At 74.4% G+C, this 19,271-nt stretch carries 10 protein-coding genes; 7 read left to right on the top strand and 3 right to left on the bottom strand.

From position 1 onward, the window contains the following. Positions 1 to 11: 11 nt before the first annotated feature. The 4 genes from fxsBH (at position 12) to fxsT (ending at position 8,571) form a co-directional block, all read left to right on the top strand. Positions 12 to 2,291 carry a radical SAM/SPASM protein FxsBH, inactivated beta-hydroxylase extension form gene (gene fxsBH / locus ACN20G_RS21910; protein ID WP_424214509.1) on the top strand — a complete coding sequence of 760 codons (2,280 nt, stop codon included), beginning with the start codon at positions 12 to 14 and terminating at the stop codon, positions 2,289 to 2,291. A 32-nt stretch (positions 2,292 to 2,323) separates the two neighbouring features. Continuing rightward, positions 2,324 to 3,082 carry an aminoglycoside N(3)-acetyltransferase gene (locus ACN20G_RS21915; protein WP_424214510.1) on the top strand — a complete coding sequence of 253 codons (759 nt, stop codon included), beginning with the start codon at positions 2,324 to 2,326 and terminating at the stop codon, positions 3,080 to 3,082. Between the two features lie 91 nt (positions 3,083 to 3,173). Further along, on the top strand, positions 3,174 to 4,616 hold the full coding sequence (locus tag ACN20G_RS21920) for a TIR-like protein FxsC (RefSeq protein ID WP_424215630.1): 1,443 nt from the start codon (positions 3,174 to 3,176) through the stop codon (positions 4,614 to 4,616). Then, positions 4,600 to 8,571 (top strand): FxSxx-COOH system tetratricopeptide repeat protein, encoded by a 3,972-nt coding sequence (fxsT, locus tag ACN20G_RS21925; protein WP_424214511.1) that lies wholly within the window; start codon positions 4,600 to 4,602, stop codon positions 8,569 to 8,571. Before ACN20G_RS21920 ends, fxsT begins: the two co-directional genes overlap by 17 nt. A gap of 53 nt (positions 8,572 to 8,624) precedes the next feature. Here the strand turns inward: fxsT and ACN20G_RS21930 are convergent, their stop codons facing one another. Next, on the bottom strand, positions 8,625 to 9,548 hold the full coding sequence (locus ACN20G_RS21930; RefSeq protein WP_424214512.1) for an alpha/beta fold hydrolase: 924 nt from the start codon (positions 9,546 to 9,548) through the stop codon (positions 8,625 to 8,627). Between the two features lie 411 nt (positions 9,549 to 9,959). On the opposite strand from ACN20G_RS21930, the gene adhE reads away from it, so the two are divergent. Further along, on the top strand, positions 9,960 to 12,617 hold the full coding sequence (gene adhE, locus ACN20G_RS21935; RefSeq protein ID WP_424214513.1) for a bifunctional acetaldehyde-CoA/alcohol dehydrogenase: 2,658 nt from the start codon (positions 9,960 to 9,962) through the stop codon (positions 12,615 to 12,617). A gap of 149 nt (positions 12,618 to 12,766) precedes the next feature. On the opposite strand, the gene ACN20G_RS21940 is transcribed toward adhE, so the two are convergent. Together ACN20G_RS21940 and ACN20G_RS21945 are read right to left on the bottom strand one after the other, a co-directional pair. After that, positions 12,767 to 13,429 (bottom strand): acetate uptake transporter, encoded by a 663-nt coding sequence (locus tag ACN20G_RS21940; protein WP_424214514.1) that lies wholly within the window; start codon positions 13,427 to 13,429, stop codon positions 12,767 to 12,769. Next, the gene (locus tag ACN20G_RS21945; protein WP_424214515.1) at positions 13,426 to 14,505 is read right to left on the bottom strand and encodes a DUF3533 domain-containing protein; all 1,080 of its coding nucleotides are present in this window, start codon (positions 14,503 to 14,505) and stop codon (positions 13,426 to 13,428) included. Before ACN20G_RS21945 ends, ACN20G_RS21940 begins: the two co-directional genes overlap by 4 nt. 185 nt (positions 14,506 to 14,690) lie before the next feature. On the opposite strand from ACN20G_RS21945, the gene ACN20G_RS21950 reads away from it, so the two are divergent. Both ACN20G_RS21950 and ACN20G_RS21955 read left to right on the top strand, forming a co-directional pair. Further along, positions 14,691 to 18,299, top strand: a complete 3,609-nt coding sequence (locus ACN20G_RS21950; RefSeq protein ID WP_424214516.1) for a DNA polymerase III subunit alpha — start codon at positions 14,691 to 14,693, stop codon at positions 18,297 to 18,299. After that, complete coding sequence (locus tag ACN20G_RS21955; RefSeq protein WP_424214517.1) at positions 18,296 to 19,270, top strand: DNA polymerase Y family protein; 975 nt, start codon at positions 18,296 to 18,298, stop codon at positions 19,268 to 19,270. The genes ACN20G_RS21950 and ACN20G_RS21955 overlap by 4 nt, the downstream gene beginning before the upstream one ends. The last annotated feature ends 1 nt before the right edge of the window (position 19,271 follow it).

A 19,271-nucleotide genomic window follows, 5' to 3' on the forward strand; every position in this document is an offset into this window, starting at 1 on the left:
AGACTGACCGCATGACCGGTCCGATCGCATTTCGCGAGATCGTCCTCAAGGTTCACAGCAGGTGCGATCTCTCCTGCGATCACTGTTATGTGTACGAACACGCCGACCAGAGCTGGCGGACCCGCCCGAAAGTGATCTCCCCCGAGATCGTCGCGCTGACCGCCGCCCGGCTCGCCGAACACGCGCGTGCGCACGCCCTTCCCTCCGTCACGGTCATCCTGCACGGAGGGGAGCCCCTGCTGGCCGGCCCCGACCGGCTCCGGCTGGTCTGCGAGGAGTTCACCCGCGCCCTCGACGGGATCGCCGCCCTCGACCTGCGGATGCACACCAACGGGCTCCGCCTCGACCGGCGCTTCCTCGACCTCTTCGCCGAATACGGCCTCAAGGTCGGCGTCTCCCTCGACGGGGACCGCGCCGCCAACGACCGGCACCGCCGCTTCGCCGACGGACGCACCAGCCACCCCCTCGTGCTGGCCGCCGTGGACCTGCTGCGCTCTCCCCCCTACCGGCACCTGTACCAGGGCCTGCTGTGCACCGTGGACGCCGCCAACGACCCGCTCGCCGTCGTGGACGCCCTCGTCGCCCTCGAACCGCCCCGGATCGACTTCCTGCTGCCGCACGCCACCTGGGAGCACCCCCCGCCCCGCCCCGACGGAGCCCCCGACACCTACGCGCGCTGGCTGTTGCGGGCCTTCGACCACTGGGACCGGCTCGGCCGCCCCGTGCCCGTGCGGATCTTCGACTCCCTCTTCTCCACCCTGCGCGGCGGCCCCAGCCTCACCGAATCCCTCGGCCTGACCCCCACCGACCTCGTCGTCGTGGAGACCGACGGCTCCCTGGAACAGGTCGACTCCCTCAAGAGCGCCTACGAGGGCGCCGCCGCCACCGGCTTCCACGTCCGCGAACACCCCCTCGACCTCGTCGCCCGCCACCCCGGGGTCCGGGCCCGACAGCTCGGCCTCGACGGGGTCGGCCCCACCTGCCGGACCTGCCCCGTCGTGCGCTCCTGCGGCGGCGGCCTCTACACCCACCGCTACCGGCCCGGCAACGGCTTCGACAATCCCTCCGTGTACTGCGCCGACCTGCGGGAACTCGTGGACGGGGTGGCCGGGCGGATCGCCGCCGAGGCCCTCGCCCCCGCCCTGCGCGAGCCCGCCCTGCGCACCGCCGGCCAGGACCGGCTCACCCGCCTCCTGCCGGCCCGTCTGCACGCCGAGTTCGCCGGCCGGCCCGCCTGGGACCGCCCTTGGGCCGCCCTGCTGGAGGTGGAGGCCGCCGGCCCCGAGGGCGCCCGCGCCGTGGACACCGTCCTCGCCCACCCCTACACCCGGGCCTGGGCCCTGGCCGCGCTGGCCGCCGGGGACCCCGACCGGCGCGCCGACCTCGCCGCCCCCCGGCTCGCCGCCCTCGCCGCCGTCGCCGCCCTGCGCGCCCGCCGGCCCGAGCCCGTCGAGGTCCCCTACCGTGCGGGCCTCCTGCACCTGCCCACCCTCGGCACCCTGCGCCTGGGCGGCCCCGACAGCAGCGGCACCGTCGTCCTGCGCGACGACCCCGACGCCGAGGACGGCGGCTGGTGGGCCCGGATCGGACGCGGCGAACTGCGCTGCGCCCCCGGGGCCGGGGACGTCCACTGGCAGCCCCTGCGCACCCTGCCCGGCCCCGGCGCCGCCGCCGGCGGACCCGAGACCCTGCTCCTGGACGACCTCGACCCGCACCGCGACTGCCACCCCCGCCCGCCCGCGCCCCGGCTCGACGCCGGCCGGGCCCGCGAATGGGCCGGCCGACTGGCCCTCGCCTGGGCCGAACTGCGCCGCCGCCGGCCCGCGTTGCCGCCCGGCTGCCTGGACCCGCAGGCCGACCTCGGCGTCCTCACCCCCCTGCTGCCCGGCCCCCGCGCCGCCGGCCCCGCCCCCGGCCGGGCCGGGCCGGGCGCGGTCGGCCTGGTCTGGACGGACCCGCCCGCCGCGCTGGCCCCCGCCCTGCTGGTGGCCGCCCGCCGGGCCCGCCTGCGGGAACTCGCCGAGGTCGCCGACCTCTACGCCCTCGACGGACAACGCGCCCACCCCTCCCCGTGGGGCGGCCCCGACTTGCCCTTCTCCGCCCTCCTCGGCGAGGTCGCCGACCGGCTCACCCTCGCCGTCTGGGCCCTGGCCGGGGGCGGCGCCGACCCCGAGGGCGTGGCCCGGGTCCGCGTCGGCCTGGACCGGCTGGCGGGCGCCGCCGAACCCACCCTCTCCGGGCTGCGGGTGGTGGCCGACCTCGCGGAGGAGCTGAAGGCGGCGGGCGGGTGAGCCCCGGCGGGGAACCGCCCCGCGAGCAGGTCGTGACCGCACTCGCCCGGGACCTGGCCCGGCTCGGCCTGAGCGCCGGGGCCCGGGTCCTCGTCCACGCCGCCCTGCGCGGCACCGGACTGCGCGCCGAGGAACTCGCCGCCGCCCTGCGGCGGGCGCTCGGACCCGAGGGCACCCTGGTCGTGCCCGCGTTCACCCCCGAGAACTCGGCCGGCTCCCGCGCCCACCTCGCCCGCGTCGCCGGACTGGACCCGGCGGGCGCGCGCGCCTTCCGGGCCCGGATGCCCGCCTTCGACCCGGCCCGCACCCCCGGCCACGGCACGGGGGTGTTCGCCGAACGGATCCGCACCGCTCCCGGGGCCGCGCGCAGCGAGCACCCGCAGAGCTCCTTCGCCGCCCTCGGCCGGGACGCCGAGCGCATCTGCGCCGATCACGCATGGAATTGTCACCTGGGGGAGAAGTCCCCTCTGGGAACGCTGGGTCGAGAAGGGGGACAGGTACTCATGATCAATGTGGGATTCGACGCGTGTACCGCCTTCCACCTCGCCGAATACCGCGTTCCGAGCCCCGAGACCCGCACCTATTGCTGCGTGGTGGGACTTCCGGAAGGGGACCGCTGGATCGGATACCGGGACATCGCCCTGGACGACACGGACTTCGCGCGGATCGGAGCGGCCATTCCGCCCCGACTCGTGCGCGACGGCCGATTGGGAAGCGCGGGGGCGCGACTTTTCCCGATCGCCGGAGCGGTCGCGCACGCGGTCGCGTGGATGACCGAAAACAGACGCTGATTGACTGAACCACGAGGGGATCCGGCGCGGACGTTTCGTCAATGATGTTCCTGCGCCGCATCTTCGGGACGGGGGACGTGTGCCCGCATCAATGCAGCCGTACTTCTTCCTCAGCTACGCGCACACACCGAGGTTCGGGCCCGGCGGCCCCGACCCCGACATGTGGGTGGAGCGGCTCTTCCGCGACCTGTGCAGCCACGTGATGGCCCTCACCGACCTGCCGGCCGGCTCCGACGCGGGCTTCATGGACCGGGAGATACGCAGCGGCGAGGGCTGGTCCGAACGGCTCGGCACGGCCCTGGCCCAGTGCCGGGTCTTCGTCCCGCTCTTCTCCCCCCGCTACTTCGCCAGCGAGATGTGCGGCAAGGAGTGGTTCGCCTTCGCCCAGCGCACCATCCACCACGGCGCCGTGCACGACCGACCCGCCGAGGCCATCGTCCCGGCCCTGTGGGTCCCCGTGCCCCCCTCGCAACTCCCCGGCCCCGCCGAACGACTCCAGTTCAACCACAACACCTTCGGCGACCGCTACGTCACCGACGGCCTCTACGGGCTCATCAAACTCCGCAGCTACGCCGAACAGTACGAACGCGCCACCTACGAACTCGCCAAACGCATCGTCCGGGTCGCCGAACAGGTCCGCCTCGACGCCGGCCGCCCCCTGGACTACCGCTCCGTCCCCAGCGCCTTCGGTCCCCGCGACGGAGCCGGCGGCGCCAAGCACCTCCAGGTCACCGTGGCCGCCGGCACCCGCCACGACCTGCCCGAGGGCCGCGACCCCGAGTACTACGGCGAGTCCGCCCTCGACTGGAACCCCTACCACCCGATGACCCGCCGCCCGGTCGCCTACGTGGTCGAGGACCTCGTCCGCTCCCTCAACTACCGCACCACCACGGTCTCCTTCGACGACGAGGCCGGCTCCGGGGACGCCAAACAACCCCCCACCCGGCCCGAGATCCTCCTCGTCGACCGCTGGGCCCTGGCCGACGAACACCGCCGCCGCAGACTCGCCGCCTTCGACCAGGAACACCGCCCCTGGATCACCGTCGTCGTCCCCTGGAACCGCTACGACCCGCAGAGCCGCGCCCACGAGGGGGAACTCGTGGACCGGCTGGAGGAGACCATGCCCGTCAAGATGGGCCAGGGCCGGGCCGCCAGCCGCGCCGCAGCCAACGGGGTCTCCGGCATGGAGGCCCTCGGCCAGATCCTCCCGCAGGTGGTCGAGGCCGCCGCCCAACAGTTCCTGCGGCACGCCCAGGTCTACCCGCCCGCCGGCGCCGGCGCCGGACCCGCCGAACGCCCCCGCCTGCTCGGCCCGATGGGCATCGGACCCGCCCCCGAACCACCGCCCCGCGCCCCGGCCCCGTTCCCCGCCGGCCCCGACACCGGCCCACCGGACCCACCGCCCGGCGGCAGACGCTTCCGCCTCACCGGCGGGTACCCCGACCGCCCCGCACCGCGACCCCAGCACCCCGACGCCCGAGACGACCGCGAAGACACCACAGACCCGGGGGACACGGATGACCAGCAGTCGTGACGGACGCATCGTCACCTTCTACTCCTACAAGGGCGGCACCGGCCGGACCATGGCCCTGGCCAACACCGCCTGGATCCTGGCCGCCAACGGCAAACGGGTCCTCGCCGTGGACTGGGACCTGGAGGCCCCCGGCCTGCACCGCTTCTTCCACCCCTTCCTCGACCCCTCCACCCTCGGCGCCACCACCGGGGTCATCGACCTGATCAGCGAGTACGCCTGGGCCGCCACCCGCCCCGAGGCCCGCGCCGGGGACTGGCACACCCACTACGCCCGGATCCAGCCGCACGCCGTCTCCCTGACCCCCGAGGCCCACGGCTGGAGCTTCCCCGACGGCGGCACCCTCGACTTCGTCTCCGCCGGCCGCCAGAACCGCGAGTACTCGGCCACCGTCGCCACCTTCGACTGGGACAACTTCTACGACCGCCTCGGCGGCGGCCTCTTCTTCGACGCCCTGCGCGCCGACATGAAGGCCAACTACGACTACGTCCTCATCGACAGCCGCACCGGCCTCTCCGACATCGCCGACATCTGCACCGTGCACCTGCCCGACGTGCTCGTGGACTGCTTCACCCTCTCCGACCAGTCCATCGACGGCGCGGCCTCGGTGGCCCGCCAGATCGCCGAGCGCTTCGGCGACCGGGGCATCGCCATCTACCCCGTCCCCATGCGCATCGACGAGGGCGAGAAGGAGAAGGCCGACGCCGGCCGCGCCCTGGCCCGGCTGAAGTTCGACGGCTTCCCCGGCGGCCTCGGCGGGGACGAGGCCACCGCCTACTGGGGCGCGGTCGAGATCCCCTACCGGCCCTACTACGCGTACGAGGAGACCCTGGCCACCTTCGGCGACGAGGCGGGCCTGACCAACTCCCTCCTCTCCGCCTTCGAACGGCTCACCCACGTGATCACCCGGGGCGAGATCGCGACCATGCCCGTGATCGTGGAGGACACCCGGCTGCGGATCCGCGACGCCTTCACCCGCCGCCGCCCCTCCCTGCCCGCCGACCTCTTCCTGTGCTACGTGGCCGAGAACCGGATGTGGGCCGACTGGGTCGAGTCCGTCCTGACCCGGGCCGGCTTCCGCGTCGTGCCCCGCGACGTGTCCGCCGAGCGGGCCCCGCACGCCGGGCCCGGGGACACCATCGGGGGCCTCGGGCTGTCGGTGGACACCGGGGCCCGCACGCTGGTGCTGCTGTCGGCCGCCTACCAGAAGTCCGGCCGGGCCATGGCGCTGTGGCACCGCGCCGCCGCCGAGGACGCCGCCCTGCCCACCCGACGGCTGATCCCGCTGCGGGTGGGCGACGTGCGCCCCACCGGCGACCGGCAGCACGACCGGCTCACCGTGGACCTCTCCCGGCTCGACGAGACCCACGCCACCGCCGCCCTGCTGCGCGCCGTGGAGCGCCCCCCGGTGCCCGTGGACGGACTCGGCGGGCCCGGACAGCCCGGCCCGCGCTTCCCGGGCACCGTGCCCAAGATCTGGAACGCCCCGCCCCGCAACCCCGGGTTCACCGGCCGCGGGGTGGTGCTGGAGCGGATGCGCGACCAGCTCGGCGGCGGGATCTCGGTGGTGCTGCCCCAGCCGCAGACCCTGTACGGGCTCGGCGGCGTGGGCAAGACGCAGGTGGCGCTGGAGTACGTGCACCGGTTCATGGCCGACTACGACCTGGTGTGGTGGATATCCGCCGAGCAGGTGGAGGACGTGGTCGCCGGCCTGTCCGAGCTGGCCGTGCGGCTCGGCGCGCAGACCGGCGAGGACATGGCGGCGGCCTCGCTGGAGGCCCTGGACCTGCTGCGCCGGGGGGTGCCCACCTCGCGCTGGCTGCTGGTCTTCGACAACGCCGACGACCCCGAACAGCTCAAGCGCTACCTGCCGCCGGCCGGCCCCGGGCACGTGCTGGTCACCTCCCGAAACCAGAGCTGGTCGGGGTACGGGGACGCGCTGCCGGTGGACGTGTTCCTGCGCGAGGAGTCCGTGGAGCACCTCCAGCGCCGGGCCCCGGGGCTGACCAAGGAGGACGCCGAACAGGTGGCCACCGCCGTCGGGGACCTGCCGCTGGCCGTGGAGCAGGCCGGGGCGTGGATCGCCGAGACCGCCACCCCGGTGGGCACCTACCTCGAACAGCTCGCCCAGCAGGCCGCCCGGGTGCTCGCGCTCAGCCGGCCGGCCGGATACCCCGAGCCGGTCGCGGCCACCTGGAACGTGTCCATGGACCGGCTGCGCAGCCGGTCCCCGGCCGCCGTGCGGCTGCTCCAGTTGTGCGCGTTCTTCGCGCCCGAGCCGATCTCGGCGAACCTGCTCTACAGCAAGGAGATGATCGAGGCCCTCAAGCCCTACGACGCCTCGCTCCAGGAGAAGCTGGTGCTGGGGCGGGTGATCCGCGAGATCGGCCGGTTCGCCATGGCCAAGGTGGACCAGGTGGGCAACAGCATCCAGGTGCACCGGCTGGTGCAGGCCGTGATCCGCTCCCAGCTGAGCGAGGAGGAGCAGCGGGCGGCGCGGCACACCGTGCACCGGATCCTGGCCGGGGCGCGGCCGGACGACGACGAGCCCATCGACAACCCGCAGACCTGGCCGCGGTTCGCGGCGATCTGGCCGCACCTGAACCCCTCCGAGGCCCGGGACTGCCACGAGCCGGAGACCCGGCGGCTGCTGCTGGACCGGGTGCGCTACCTGTGGAAGCGCGGGGACTTCAACGCGGCGTACGCGCTCGGCGAGGAGCTGCGCGAGCAGTGGCGCGAGAGCCTCGGCAACGACGACCTCCAGTACCTGTACCTGCGCTTCCACCTGTCGAACATCCTGCGTTCGCGGGGCCGGTTCGTGGAGGCCCGGGAGTTGGACGAGGTGACCCTGGAGCGGCAGCGGGCGGTGCTGGGGCCCTCGCACCCGCACACGTACATGACCACCAGCGGCCTGGCGATGACCCACGGCGCCCTCGGCGACTACGAGACGGCGCGCGAGCTGGCCACCGCCGCCTACGAGGGCTTCAACGAGATCTTCCACGAGGCCCACCCGCGGACCCTGGCCGCCGCGAACAACCTGGCCCTGAACATGCGCATGATCGGCCGCTACCGGCGGGCGCGGGAGCTGGACCAGGACGTGTACCGGCTGCGCACCGAGGTGCTCGGCCCGGACCACCCGTACACCCTGTCCTCGGGCCAGAACCTGGCGCGGGACCTGCGGGAGATCGGCGAGTACGAGGAGTCGGTGCAGCTGCTGTCGCGGACCTACGAGGCGTACAAGCGGACCCTGGGCCGCAGCTTCCCGGGCACGCTGGCGGCGGCGAAGAACCTGGCGGTCTCGCTGCGGCGGGCCGGGCGGCTGGAGGACGCGCTGCGGCTGACGACCGCGACCCGCAACCGGTACCGGGTGAAGTACACCTCGGTCAATCCCGACCTGCTGGCCTGCGATCTGAACCTGGCCTCCGACCTGTACGCGACGGGGGACGTGGAGGGGGCGTTGCGGGTGGTGCGCGAGGTGGTGGAGGAGTACCTGCGGGTGCCCGGCGAACGGCACCCGTACACCCTGGCGGCCCGCAACAACCTGGGGGTCTTCCTGTGGGGAGCGGGGGACCCGGACGCGGCCCGGGTGGTGCTGGCCGAGGTGGTCGCGGCGATGCGGGAGGTGCTGGGGGAGGAGCACCCGCACACGGTGTTCGCGGGGCTGAACCTGGCGAACGCGCTGGCCGATCTCGGGGACGTGTCGGGGGCCCTGGCGCTGGAGCGGGACGGGGTGCCCCGGCTGCGGTCGGCGCTGGGCCGGGAGCACCCGGAGACGCTGGCGGCGGAGTCGAACCTGGCGATCAGCCTGGACGTGGTGGGCCGGCCCGAGGAGGCGGCGCGGCTGCGCAACCGGGTCTCGGTGGAGCTGGCCCGCAAGCTGGGGGAGGAGCACGCGCTGGTGCGGTACGTGCGCGAGGAGCGGCGGATCCACCGGGACCTGGAGCCGCTGGCGGTGTGAGCGGACCGGCCGTGCCCGCCCCGTCCCGGCGGGTGGGCGCGGCCGGTCGGGGCTCAGGCGGGTCGGCGGTCGCCGGCCTCGTCGCGGACGGCGGGGCCCTGGGGGTGCGGCAGGTCGCGCAGCAGCCACAGCAGGATCCGGGGCAGGGCGCCGAGGGCCGCGAAGTGGGCGCCGCGCGGGTCGAAGGCGGCGATGGCGCGGGGGATGCGCTCGGCCAGCCAGCGGGAGTGGCCGATGGGGGAGAAGACGTCCTGTTCGCCGTGCCAGAGCAGGACCGGGCCGGGGATGTCGGCGGGGTCCAGGCCCCAGGGGCGGGCCAGGGCGAGGGCGTCGTCGATCCAGCCCCAGGCCGAGACGCGCACGGCCTCCTGGTAGTTCAGTTCCAGCATCCGGCGCAGGTTGGCGTCGGCGATGTAGGCCCGGTCGTCGGGGGACAGCTCGTGGCGCAGTTCGTAGAGGAGCCGGCCGGGGTCGACGCGGATGGCGTCGGCGCGTTCGGTCAGGCGGGCGATCAGGGTGTCGGGGTCGTGGCCGGCGGTGGTGTACTCGCGGACGTTGAAGGGGGTCATGCCCTCGAACCAGTCCAGGCCCTCGGCGTCGCGGGGGGCCAGGGCGACCAGGGCGGCGGTGCGGGTGACGCGGTCGGGGAGCAGGGCGGCGCAGGCCAGGGCGTGCGGGGCGCCGCCGGAGCGGCCGACGACGGCGAAGCGGTCCAGGCCGAGGGCGTCGGCGACGGCCGCCACGTCGGCGGCGGCGTCGGCCACGGTGCGGCCGGGCAGCCGGTCGGAGCCGCCGTAGCCGGGGCGGTCGGGGGAGATCAGGCGGATGCCCCGGTGGTAGAGGGTCATGCCCCGGGGGGTCGGGCCGAGCCGGCAGCCGGGGGTGCCGTGCAACAGGAAGATGGGGCGGCCCTCGGGGTCGCCCATGGTCTCGACGGTCAGTGCGCGGCCGTCCGCCGCCCGTACCCGGTGCAGCACGGATCCTCCCCCTTCCGTCCCGTCGGGCGTGGCGCTCAACGCCGGACGGGTCTCCTGCGTCCCTGTGGTCACGGGCCCCCGCCGGGCCGGGTGTTTCCCCGCGCCGGACGGGCCCGAGGGGCCGGGGCGATTGTGCTCCGTTCCGGCCGGACGCGATAGGGCGCGCGCATGGGGCGCACGGGGTCGCGCTTTCGCCCAAAATTCTTGTGAAAGTTTTCACAAGCGCACAGGGGGCTTTGGTCCTTCCGTATCGTCGCAGGTCAGAACGGGTCCCGTGGGGGAGTGAACGATGGTCAACGGCCCTAGGGCCCGGAGGGTAGGGGCTTTTTCGGCGGCCTCGCTTCCGTTTTCGGGTGTCGAATTGAGTCATCAGGAAAAAGCGGTCCCGGTCGTAATGAAGGAGTTCCTGCCATGCAGGCCAACGAGATGGTCGACACCCTGGTCCTCGGCGCGCTGAAGGCGCTGGACCGGTTCGAGACGTTCGACCAGGAGCAGGTCGACCACATCGTCAAGAAGGCTTCCCTGGCCGCGCTCAGCGCCCACGGCGAGCTCGCCAAGCTGGCGGTCGAGGAGACCGGGCGCGGCCTGTTCGAGGACAAGGCCGTCAAGAACCTCTTCGCCTGCGAGCACGTGGTCAACTCGATGCGCGGGCTGAAGACGGCGGGCGTCATCCGCCGCGACGAGCTGAACGGCATCACCGAGATCGCGGAGCCCGTCGGCGTCGTCTGCGCGATGACCCCGGTCACCAACCCGACCTCGACCACGATCTTCAAGGCGCTGATCGCGCTGAAGACCCGCAACCCGATCATCTTCGCCTTCCACCCCTCCGCGCAGAACTGCTCGGCCGAGGCCGCCCGGATCGTCCGCGACGCGGCGATCGAGGCCGGTGCCCCCGAGAACTGCGTGCAGTGGGTCACCGCCCCCTCCATGGAGGCCACCGGCGCCCTCATGAACCACCCGGGCGTCTCCACCATCCTGGCCACCGGCGGCAACGCGATGGTCAAGGCGGCCTACTCCTGCGGCAAGCCCGCCCTGGGCGTCGGCGCCGGCAACGTCCCGGCCTACGTCCACAAGAGCGCCAAGCTGGGCCGCGCGATCCACGACATCGTGCTCTCGAAGGCATTCGACAACGGCATGATCTGCGCCTCCGAGCAGGCCGTCATCCTCGACGCCGAGATCTACGACCAGGGCATCGCCGAGTTCAAGCGACTGGGCGCCCACGTGGTCAGCGCCGCCGAGAAGACCAAGCTGGAGGAGTTCATCTTCGGCACCACCGCGTTCGCCGAGAACTGCGCCGGGGCCAAGCTGAACCCGAACGTCGTCGGCAAGTCCCCGCAGTGGATCGCCGAGCAGGCCGGCTTCACCGTGCCCGAGGGCACCTCGATCCTCCTGGCCGAGTGCCACGAGGTCGGCGACGGCGAGCCCCTGACCCGCGAGAAGCTCTCCCCGGTCCTGGCCGCCCTGAAGGCCGGCTCCACCGAGCAGGGCCTGGACCTGGCCGCCAAGATGGTCGAGTTCCACGGCCTGGGCCACAGCGCCGCCATCCACGCCGAGGACGAGGAGCTCGTCGAGGAGTTCGGCAAGCGCGTCAAGGCCATCCGCGTGATCGCCAACTCGCCCTCCACCTTCGGCGGCATCGGCGACGTCTACAACGCCTTCCTGCCCTCCCTGACCCTGGGCTGCGGTTCCTACGGCCACAACTCGGTCTCCAACAACGTCACCGCGGTCAACCTGATCAACATCAAGCGGATCGGACGGCGCAACAACAACATGCAGTGGTTCAAGGTCCCGCCGAAGATCTACTTCGAGCGCAACTCCATCCGCTACCTCGGCGAGATGGACGGCATCAGCCGGGTCTCGATCGTCACCGACAAGACCATGGTCGCCCTCGGCTTCGTGCAGAAGGTCACCGACATCCTGAACTCGCGTCCGGGTTCGGTCGCCATCCAGGTCATCGACAACGTCGAGCCCAACCCGGAGCTGGCCACCGTGCAGACCGGCGCCGCGATGATGCGGGAGTTCAAGCCCGACACCATCATCGGCCTCGGCGGTGGCTCCCCGATGGACGCCGCCAAGATCATGTGGCTGATGTACGAGCGCCCCGAGGTCGAGTTCGCGGACACGAAGGAGAAGTTCTTCGACATCCGCAAGCGCGCCTACAAGTTCCCGTCGCTGGGCGAGAAGGCCAAGATGGTGGCCATCCCGACCACCTCGGGCACCGGCTCCGAGGTCACCCCGTTCGCCGTCATCTCCGACCCGGCCGCGGCCCAGAAGTACCCGCTCGCCGACTACGCGCTGACCCCGAACGTCGCCATCGTCGACCCGGTCCTCCCGATGCGCCTGCCGGCCACCGTGACCGCCGACTCCGGCTTCGACGCCCTGACCCACGCCACCGAGGCGTACGTCTCGGCCTACTCGAACGACTACACCGACGGCCTGTGCCTCCAGGCCATCAAGCTGATCTTCGAGAACCTGGAGCGCTGCGTCGTCGACGGGGCCAACGACCCCGAGGCGCGCGAGAAGATGCACAACGCGTCCACCGTCGCGGGCATGGCCTTCGCCAACGCCTTCCTCGGCCTGGTCCACGCGATGGCGCACACCCTGGGCAACACCTTCCACGTCGCCCACGGCCGCACCAACGCCCTGCTCCTGCCGCACGTGATCCGGCACAACGGCACCGTCTCCCACAAGGCCACCCCGTGGCCCAAGGCCGAGGTCTACCGGGCCCCGGAGCGCTTCCAGGAGATCGCCAAGATGCTGGGCCTGCCGGCCGCCACCCCGGCCGAGGGCGTGGAGTCCTACGCCCGCGCCGTGGAGGAGCTGCGCGCCAAGTGCGGCATCCCGGCCTCCTTCGCCGAGGAGGGCGTCGACGAGGCGGCCTTCATCGAGGCCCTCCCGCAGCAGGCCATGAACGCCTACGCCGACCAGTGCGCCCCGGCCAACCCGCGGATGCCGATGATCGACGACATGAAGCAGCTCATGCGCCAGGCCTACTACGGCAACGTGGCCGGTGCCCCGGCCGAGGTCGAGGCCGCCCCGGCCGCCAAGAAGGTCGCCAAGAAGAAGTAAGGGCCCCCGCCCCCCTGGTACCCCCGTCCGCCCGGGTGCCGCCCCCGAGACCCGGGAGCGTCATCCGGCGGCCGGGACCGCAATGCCGACGCCCGTCGGACCGTCACCACGGTCCGGCGGGCGCCGGCGTTTCCCGTGTGCGGGGCCGCTCAGGACTCCGGGTGTTCCTCGGGGGCCAGGAAGCGGCCCATCGGGAGGACCTGGCGGCCCCAGGTCGCGGCCATGATCTGACCGGCCAGCAGGTAGAGGGCCCCGAACGCGGCCAGCAGACCGGCCCAGCCCGTGACCCGGTTCCACAGCTCCGAGCCGGTGAACCCGCTGACCGTCATCGCGACGAAGACCACCAGCACCATGCTGAAGGTCAGCAACAGCACCAGGTGGATCCGCCAGGACCCCAGCCACAGCACGAAGACCACGAACACCCACGGCAGGGTGAACAGCCCGCTCACGTCCCCCCGCAGGGCCGGATCGGTGGCCGGCAGCACCCACTGGAGCAGGCACGCCTTCGCCATCCAGAACAGGCCGAAGCCGCCGAAGACGGTGGCGTGCCAGGTGTCGCCGCGCTGGGCCTGGAACAGGCCCGCCAGCAGCTGGGCCAGGCCGCCGATGAAGAAGCCCACCAGCGGCAGCACCGAGTGCGAGAGCTTCTCGGGGAAGATCCCGGCGTCGATGCCGGTGGCGATCGTGGTGACCACGATGAAGCCGGTCAGGCCGAGCGCGCCGAGCTGCGCCTGCGCGCTGGGCTCCATGCGCTTGACGGAGACGGCCTGCTCGGCCGGGCCCTGCCGGTTGCGGAACGCGTGCTCGCTCATCGGCCCGCCCCCTTCGCGTCGTCCTCGACGCCCGACCCGACGGCGGGTCCGGGCGTGCCCTTGTGGAACACGGCGCAGGCCAGGGTGATCGCGGAGCCGACCACGGCCCACGCGGCCAGCACCAGCATCGGGCCGCCCGCGTCGTTGCCCCGGAAGTAGGCGATGGACCGGGCCGCCCAGGTGCCCGCGCCGGGCGGCAGGGCCGGGCCGATGGCCTGCCAGAACGGCGGCAGCAGCGGGTACGGGTAGGCGCCGCCGGCGCTCGGGTTGCCCAGGACCACCACCAGCAGGATCGCCAGGCCGATGCCCACCACCCCGGCGAGGCCCTGGAGGGCCAGGGTGATCGCGCCCACCGCGAACACCAGCAGCGCGCCCAGCCCCCACAGCGCCGCGATGCTGCCGGGCAGCGCCCCCAGGACCGGCCCGGCGATGACGGCGCCGAGCAGGCCCGCGACCACCGCGTACGCCAGCAGCGCCCCGAGGCGGATCACCGCCCGGCCGGAGGTCGCGGGCCGGGCGCCCGCGCTGATGGCGAGGATCGCGGCGCACAGGTAGCCGCCCACGCACCAGCCGACCACCAGGTAGAACGAGGACAGGCCGCGGGCGTCGCCCTTGGCGGCCGGGGCCACGTCCACCACCTTCACGGTGCGCCCCTGGCTCTTCTCGGCCAGGGTCAGGATCTCCTCCAGGGCCTGCGAGAGGGAGGCGCCGCCGCCGCTCGCGACCAGCAGCCGGTCCGCGGTGCCGGTCGGGTCGACGACCAGGGCGCCGTCCACCTCCCGCTGTTCGATCAGCCGGACCGCCTCGGCCTCGTCGGCGGCGGTGCGGGTGTCCAGGGGGCCGCCGGGCAGCTTGTCGAGGTTGCCGGCGGTGGTCCGGGTCAGCTCGGGCACCGGGGACACCACGGCGAACGGGATGTCGCGGGGCTCGGGGTGGTGGAAGGCGCCGACGTACGAGGTGACGAAGGCCAGTTGGAGGGCGAGCACCCCGAGGACCAGCAGTCCGGCCCGCAGGGTGACGGCGTCCTTGAGCTCGGCGAGGAACCCGCCCGGCGGGGTCGCGGTGGTCTGGGTCATGTCCCCACGCTCGGTGCGCCGCGCCCTTCGCGCAGCAAGGGATGGACCGGACGGGTGACGCCCGACCCCTCCGGAACGGCCCGCTCCGATTTCGTGTCGCACGTGTGTTCGAAACTGTTCTATGGTGGAGAGAGGGGAGGTGGTCCACGGGTCGATCGAGCAGGGAGAGGCAGGCGGGAGGTCCGGTGCCGTCGTTCACCCATCTGCGCGTCGCGTCCGGGTACTCCGCCCGGTACGGGGCCAGCGCGCCCGACCGGCTTGTCGCCCGCGCCGCCGAGCAGGGCGCCGACGCCCTCGCCCTCACCGACCGCGACACCCTCGCCGGCGCCGTCCGCTTCGCCAAGGCGTGCGCCGCCGCCGGGATCCGCCCGCTGTTCGGCGTGGACCTCGCGGTGCCCGAGGCCGAACCCGCCGGGGTCCCGGCCGCCGCCCCCGCACCCGGCACCCCCGTGGTCCGCCGCCGCACCCCCGTCAAGGGCGGCGCCTTCCTCGACGAGTCCGCGCCCCGCGCCCTCTTCCTCGCCCGCGCCGGCGCCCGCGGCTGGGCCGAACTGTGCCGGCTGGTCACCGCCGCCCACGCGGGCCGCCCCGGCCGCTCCGCCGCCGACCCGCCCCGGCTCGCCGCCGCCGACCTCCCGGCCCCCGACCGGAGCGGGCCGCCGGCCGCCGACGCCCTCCTCGTGCTCCTCGGACCCGACTCCGAGGTGGGGCGCGCCCTGTCCGCCGGCCGCCCCGACCGCGCCGCCCGGCTGCTCGGGTACTGGCGCGAGCGGTACGGGGACGCCGTCCGCCTCGAAGTCGTGCACCTGGGTCGCACCGGGACCGGCCCCGGCTCCCTGCGGGCCGCCGCCCGCACCCTCGCCCTCGCCGTGGACCGGGGCGTGCCCGCCGTGCTCACCAACGCCGTCCGCTACGCCGACCCCGGGCAGGGCCCGGTCGCCGACGTGCTCGACGCCGCCCGCCGGCTGGTCCCGATCGACCCGCGCGGCCCCCTCGACGGCGGCGAGCGCCGACTGAAACCGGCCGCCGAGATGACCGCCCTCGCCGAGGCCGTCGCCGACGCCGCCGGCCTGCCCCGGGCCGCCGCCCACGCCCTCCTCGACGAGACCGAGCGGGTCGCCGACGCCTGCCGCGTCGACCCCGCCGAGGACCTCGGCCTGGGCACCGCGCACCACCCCGAACCCCACCTCGTGGGCGCCGCCCGCCGCGACGCCCACCGGGTCCTGACCGGCCGCTGCACCGCCGCCGTGCTCCGCCGGGGCCTGGCCGACCGGCCCGGGTACTGGGACCGGATGCACGCCGAACTCGACGTGATCGCCCACCACGGCTGCGCCACCTACTTCCTCACCGTGGCCGAGGTGGTCGCCGACACCCGCCGCGCCGGCATCCGGGTCACCGCGCGCGGCTCCGGCGCCGGCAGCCTCGTCAACCACCTGCTGGGCATCGCCCACGCCGACCCCGTCGAACACGGACTGCTGATGGAACGCTTCCTGTCCGTCCGCCGCCCCGTCCTGCCCGACATCGACATCGACGTGGAGTCCGCCCGCCGCACCGAGGTCTACCGACTGATCCTCGACCGCTTCGGCCCCGAACGGGTCGCCGTGGTCGCCATGCCCGAGACCTACCGGGTCCGGCACGCCCTGCGCGACGTGGGCGCCGCCCTCTGCCTGGACCCCGCCGAGATCGACTCCCTCGCCCGCGCCTTCCCCCACATCCGGGCCAAGGACGCCCGAGCGGCCCTGGCCGAACTCCCCGAACTGCGCGAACTGCGGGCCCGACAGCACGAGTACGGGCGGCTGTGGGAGCTGGTCGAGGCCCTGGACGGGCTCTCGCGGGGCACCGCCATGCACCCGTGCGGGGTGCTGCTCTCCGACGCGAGCCTGCTCGCCCGCACCCCCGTCGTGCCCACCGGGGTGGACGGCTTCCCGATGAGCCAGTTCGACAAGGAGGACGTGGAGGACCTGGGACTGCTCAAACTCGACGTGCTCGGGGTGCGGATGCAGTCGGCGATGGCCCACGCCGTGGCCGAACTCGGCCGCACCGGCACCGCCCCCGACCTCGACGACCCCGCCCAGGTCCCGCCCGAGGACCCCGCCACCCACGCCCTGATCCGCTCCGCCGAGACCCTCGGCTGCTTCCAGATCGAATCCCCCGGCCAACGCGACCTCGTGGCCCGACTGGCCCCGCGCACCTTCCACGACCTCGTCGTGGACATCTCCCTGTTCCGGCCCGGCCCCGTGGCCGCCGACATGGTCCGCCCCTTCATCGAGGCCCGGCACGGCCGCGCCCCGGCCCGCTACCCGCACCCCGACCTGGTGCCCGCCCTGCGCGAGACCCACGGGGTGGTGGTCTTCCACGAACAGGTCATCGAGATCGTCCACGTCATGACCGGCTGCGGGCGGGCCGAGGCCGACCGGGTCCGGCGCGGGCTGTCCGACGCCGGTTCGGTGGGCCGGATCGAGGTCTGGTTCGGCGAACTGGCCCGGGAACGCGGGTACACGCCCGAGACGATCGCGCGGGTCTGGGAGATCGTGGCCGCGTTCGGCAGCTACGGGTTCTGCAAGGCGCACGCGGTGGCCTTCGCGGTGCCCACCTACCAGTCGGCCTGGCTCAAGACCCACCACCCGGCCGCGTTCTACGCCGGGCTGCTCACCCACGACCCGGGCATGTACCCCAAGCGGCTGCTGCTGGCGGACGCCCGGCGACGGGGGGTGCCGGTGCTGCCGTTGGACGTGAACCGGTCCTCCGTCACCCATCGAATCGAACTGGTGTGCGGTCCCGGGGGCGGGGCGGACACCTGGGGGGTGCGGCTGGCCCTCGCCGAGGTGCACGGCATGTCCGCCGAGGAGGCCGCCCGGATCGAGGCGGGCCGCCCCTACCGCTCGCTGCGGGACTTCGTCGACCGGGCCCGCCCGAGCCGGCCCGTCGCCGAACGGCTCGCCCGGGTCGGCGCCCTGGACGCCTTCGGAGCCAACCGGCGCGACCTGCTGCTGCACCTCTCCGAGGCGTACGGGGCCGCGCGCCCGGCCGGCCCCGCCGAGCAACTGCCCTTCGCCGAGACCGCCGGGACCGCCGAGACCGCCGGGACCGGGCGGGCCGCCGCCGGTCGTCGGGGTTCGGCCCGGGTGGCCGGCACCGGCCTGCCCGACCTCGACCCCGTCGAACGCCTCAGCGCCGAGCTCGCCGTCCTCGGCCTCGACGCCTCCCGGCACCTCATGACCGACCACCGCGCCTTCCTCGCCGAACTCGGCGTCACCCCCGCCGACGCCCTGGCCGGCCTCCCGCACGGCCGGCGGGTCCTCGTCGCCGGCGCCAAGGCCGCCACCCAGACCCCGCCGATCCGCTCGGGCCGCCGGGTGGTCTTCACCACCCTCGACGACGGCTCCGGCCTGGTCGACCTCGCCTTCTTCGACGACAGCCACGAACGCTGCGTGCACACCGTCTTCCACTCCTTCCTGCTCCTCGTGCGCGGGGTGGTGCAACGGCGCGGGCCCGCGCTCAGCGTGGTCGGGGACGTGGCCTGGGACCTCGCCGAACTCGCCGAACTGCGGTCCGGGGCGGGCGGGTTGGACGCCGTCGCCGACCGCCTCGCCCGCCCCGACCCGGCCGCGACCCCCGCCGAGGAGCCCGCCGGCGCGCCCGCCGATCGGGCCGCGCCCGCCGTCGACCCGGGGCGGCGGATCCGGCTCGGCAACGGCTACACCCTCAACCCCTGGGCCGACCTGCGCCCGGCCGGCGACCCCGCCCCCACCGGCCGCAGGCTCTGGCACTCCAGCCCCGGAAGCGCGGGGTGAGCGCCGTGACCGTGCTGTGCCTGCGCGCCCCCGGCCCCGAGGAGACCTGGCAGACCCTGCTCGCCCTCGTCGCCGAGATCACCCCGACCGCCGAGGCCCGGCCCCCGCACACCGTCCTCGCCGAGGTCTCCGGCAGCGTCCGGATGCTGGGGCGCGACCCCGCGGGCATCGCCCGCCTGCTGCGGGTGCGGGCCCTGGCCCTGTACGGGCTGGACTGCGCGATCGGCGTCGCCCCCAACCCGATGCTCGCCGCGATGGCCGGCCCGCCCGGCCCCGGGATCCGCACGGTGGACGACACCCCCGAGGCCATCGCGGCCTTCCTCGGGCCCCGCCCCGTCACCGCCCTCACCGACATCGGCCGCGCCGCCGCCCGCACCCTGACCGGCCACGGGCTGGACCGGATCGGGAAGGTCGCCGCCACCCCCGAGGCCACCCTGCGCCGGATCCTCGGCCCCCGCGCCGCCCGCCTGGTCCACGACCGCGCCCGCGGCCTGGACCCCACCCCGGTCACCCCGGGCGGGAACGTCCACGCCCTCGGCGTGACCCGCTCCTTCGACCGGCACGAACTCGACGCGGGGGTCCGCGACCGGGCCCTGCTCGCCCTCGCCGCGGACCTCGGCCGCCGGCTGCGCGCCGAGGACCGGATCGCGCGCGCCCTGACCCTCACGGTCCGGCACGCCGACCGCGCCCTGCTCACCCGCACCCGGCGACTGCCCGAACCCACCGCCCACACCCCGCTGTTGATCGGCACGGCCCGCGCCCTGCACGAGTCCCTGGGGCTGCAACGGGCCCGGGTGACGGGCCTGTCGCTGCGGGCGGAGGAGGTCACGGCGGCGGGCGCGCACACCGGCGGGCAGCTCACGCTCGACCGGGGTACGGAGAACGCGCGCCGCCTCGAACCCGTCCTCGACCGGATCGCGGCCCGCTGGCCCACCTGCCCCGTGGGCCCGGCGGCGGCCCTGAGCGCCTGAA

This window comes from Streptomyces dryopteridis (assembly GCF_049606955.1).
Lineage (GTDB): Bacteria > Actinomycetota > Actinomycetes > Streptomycetales > Streptomycetaceae > Streptomyces.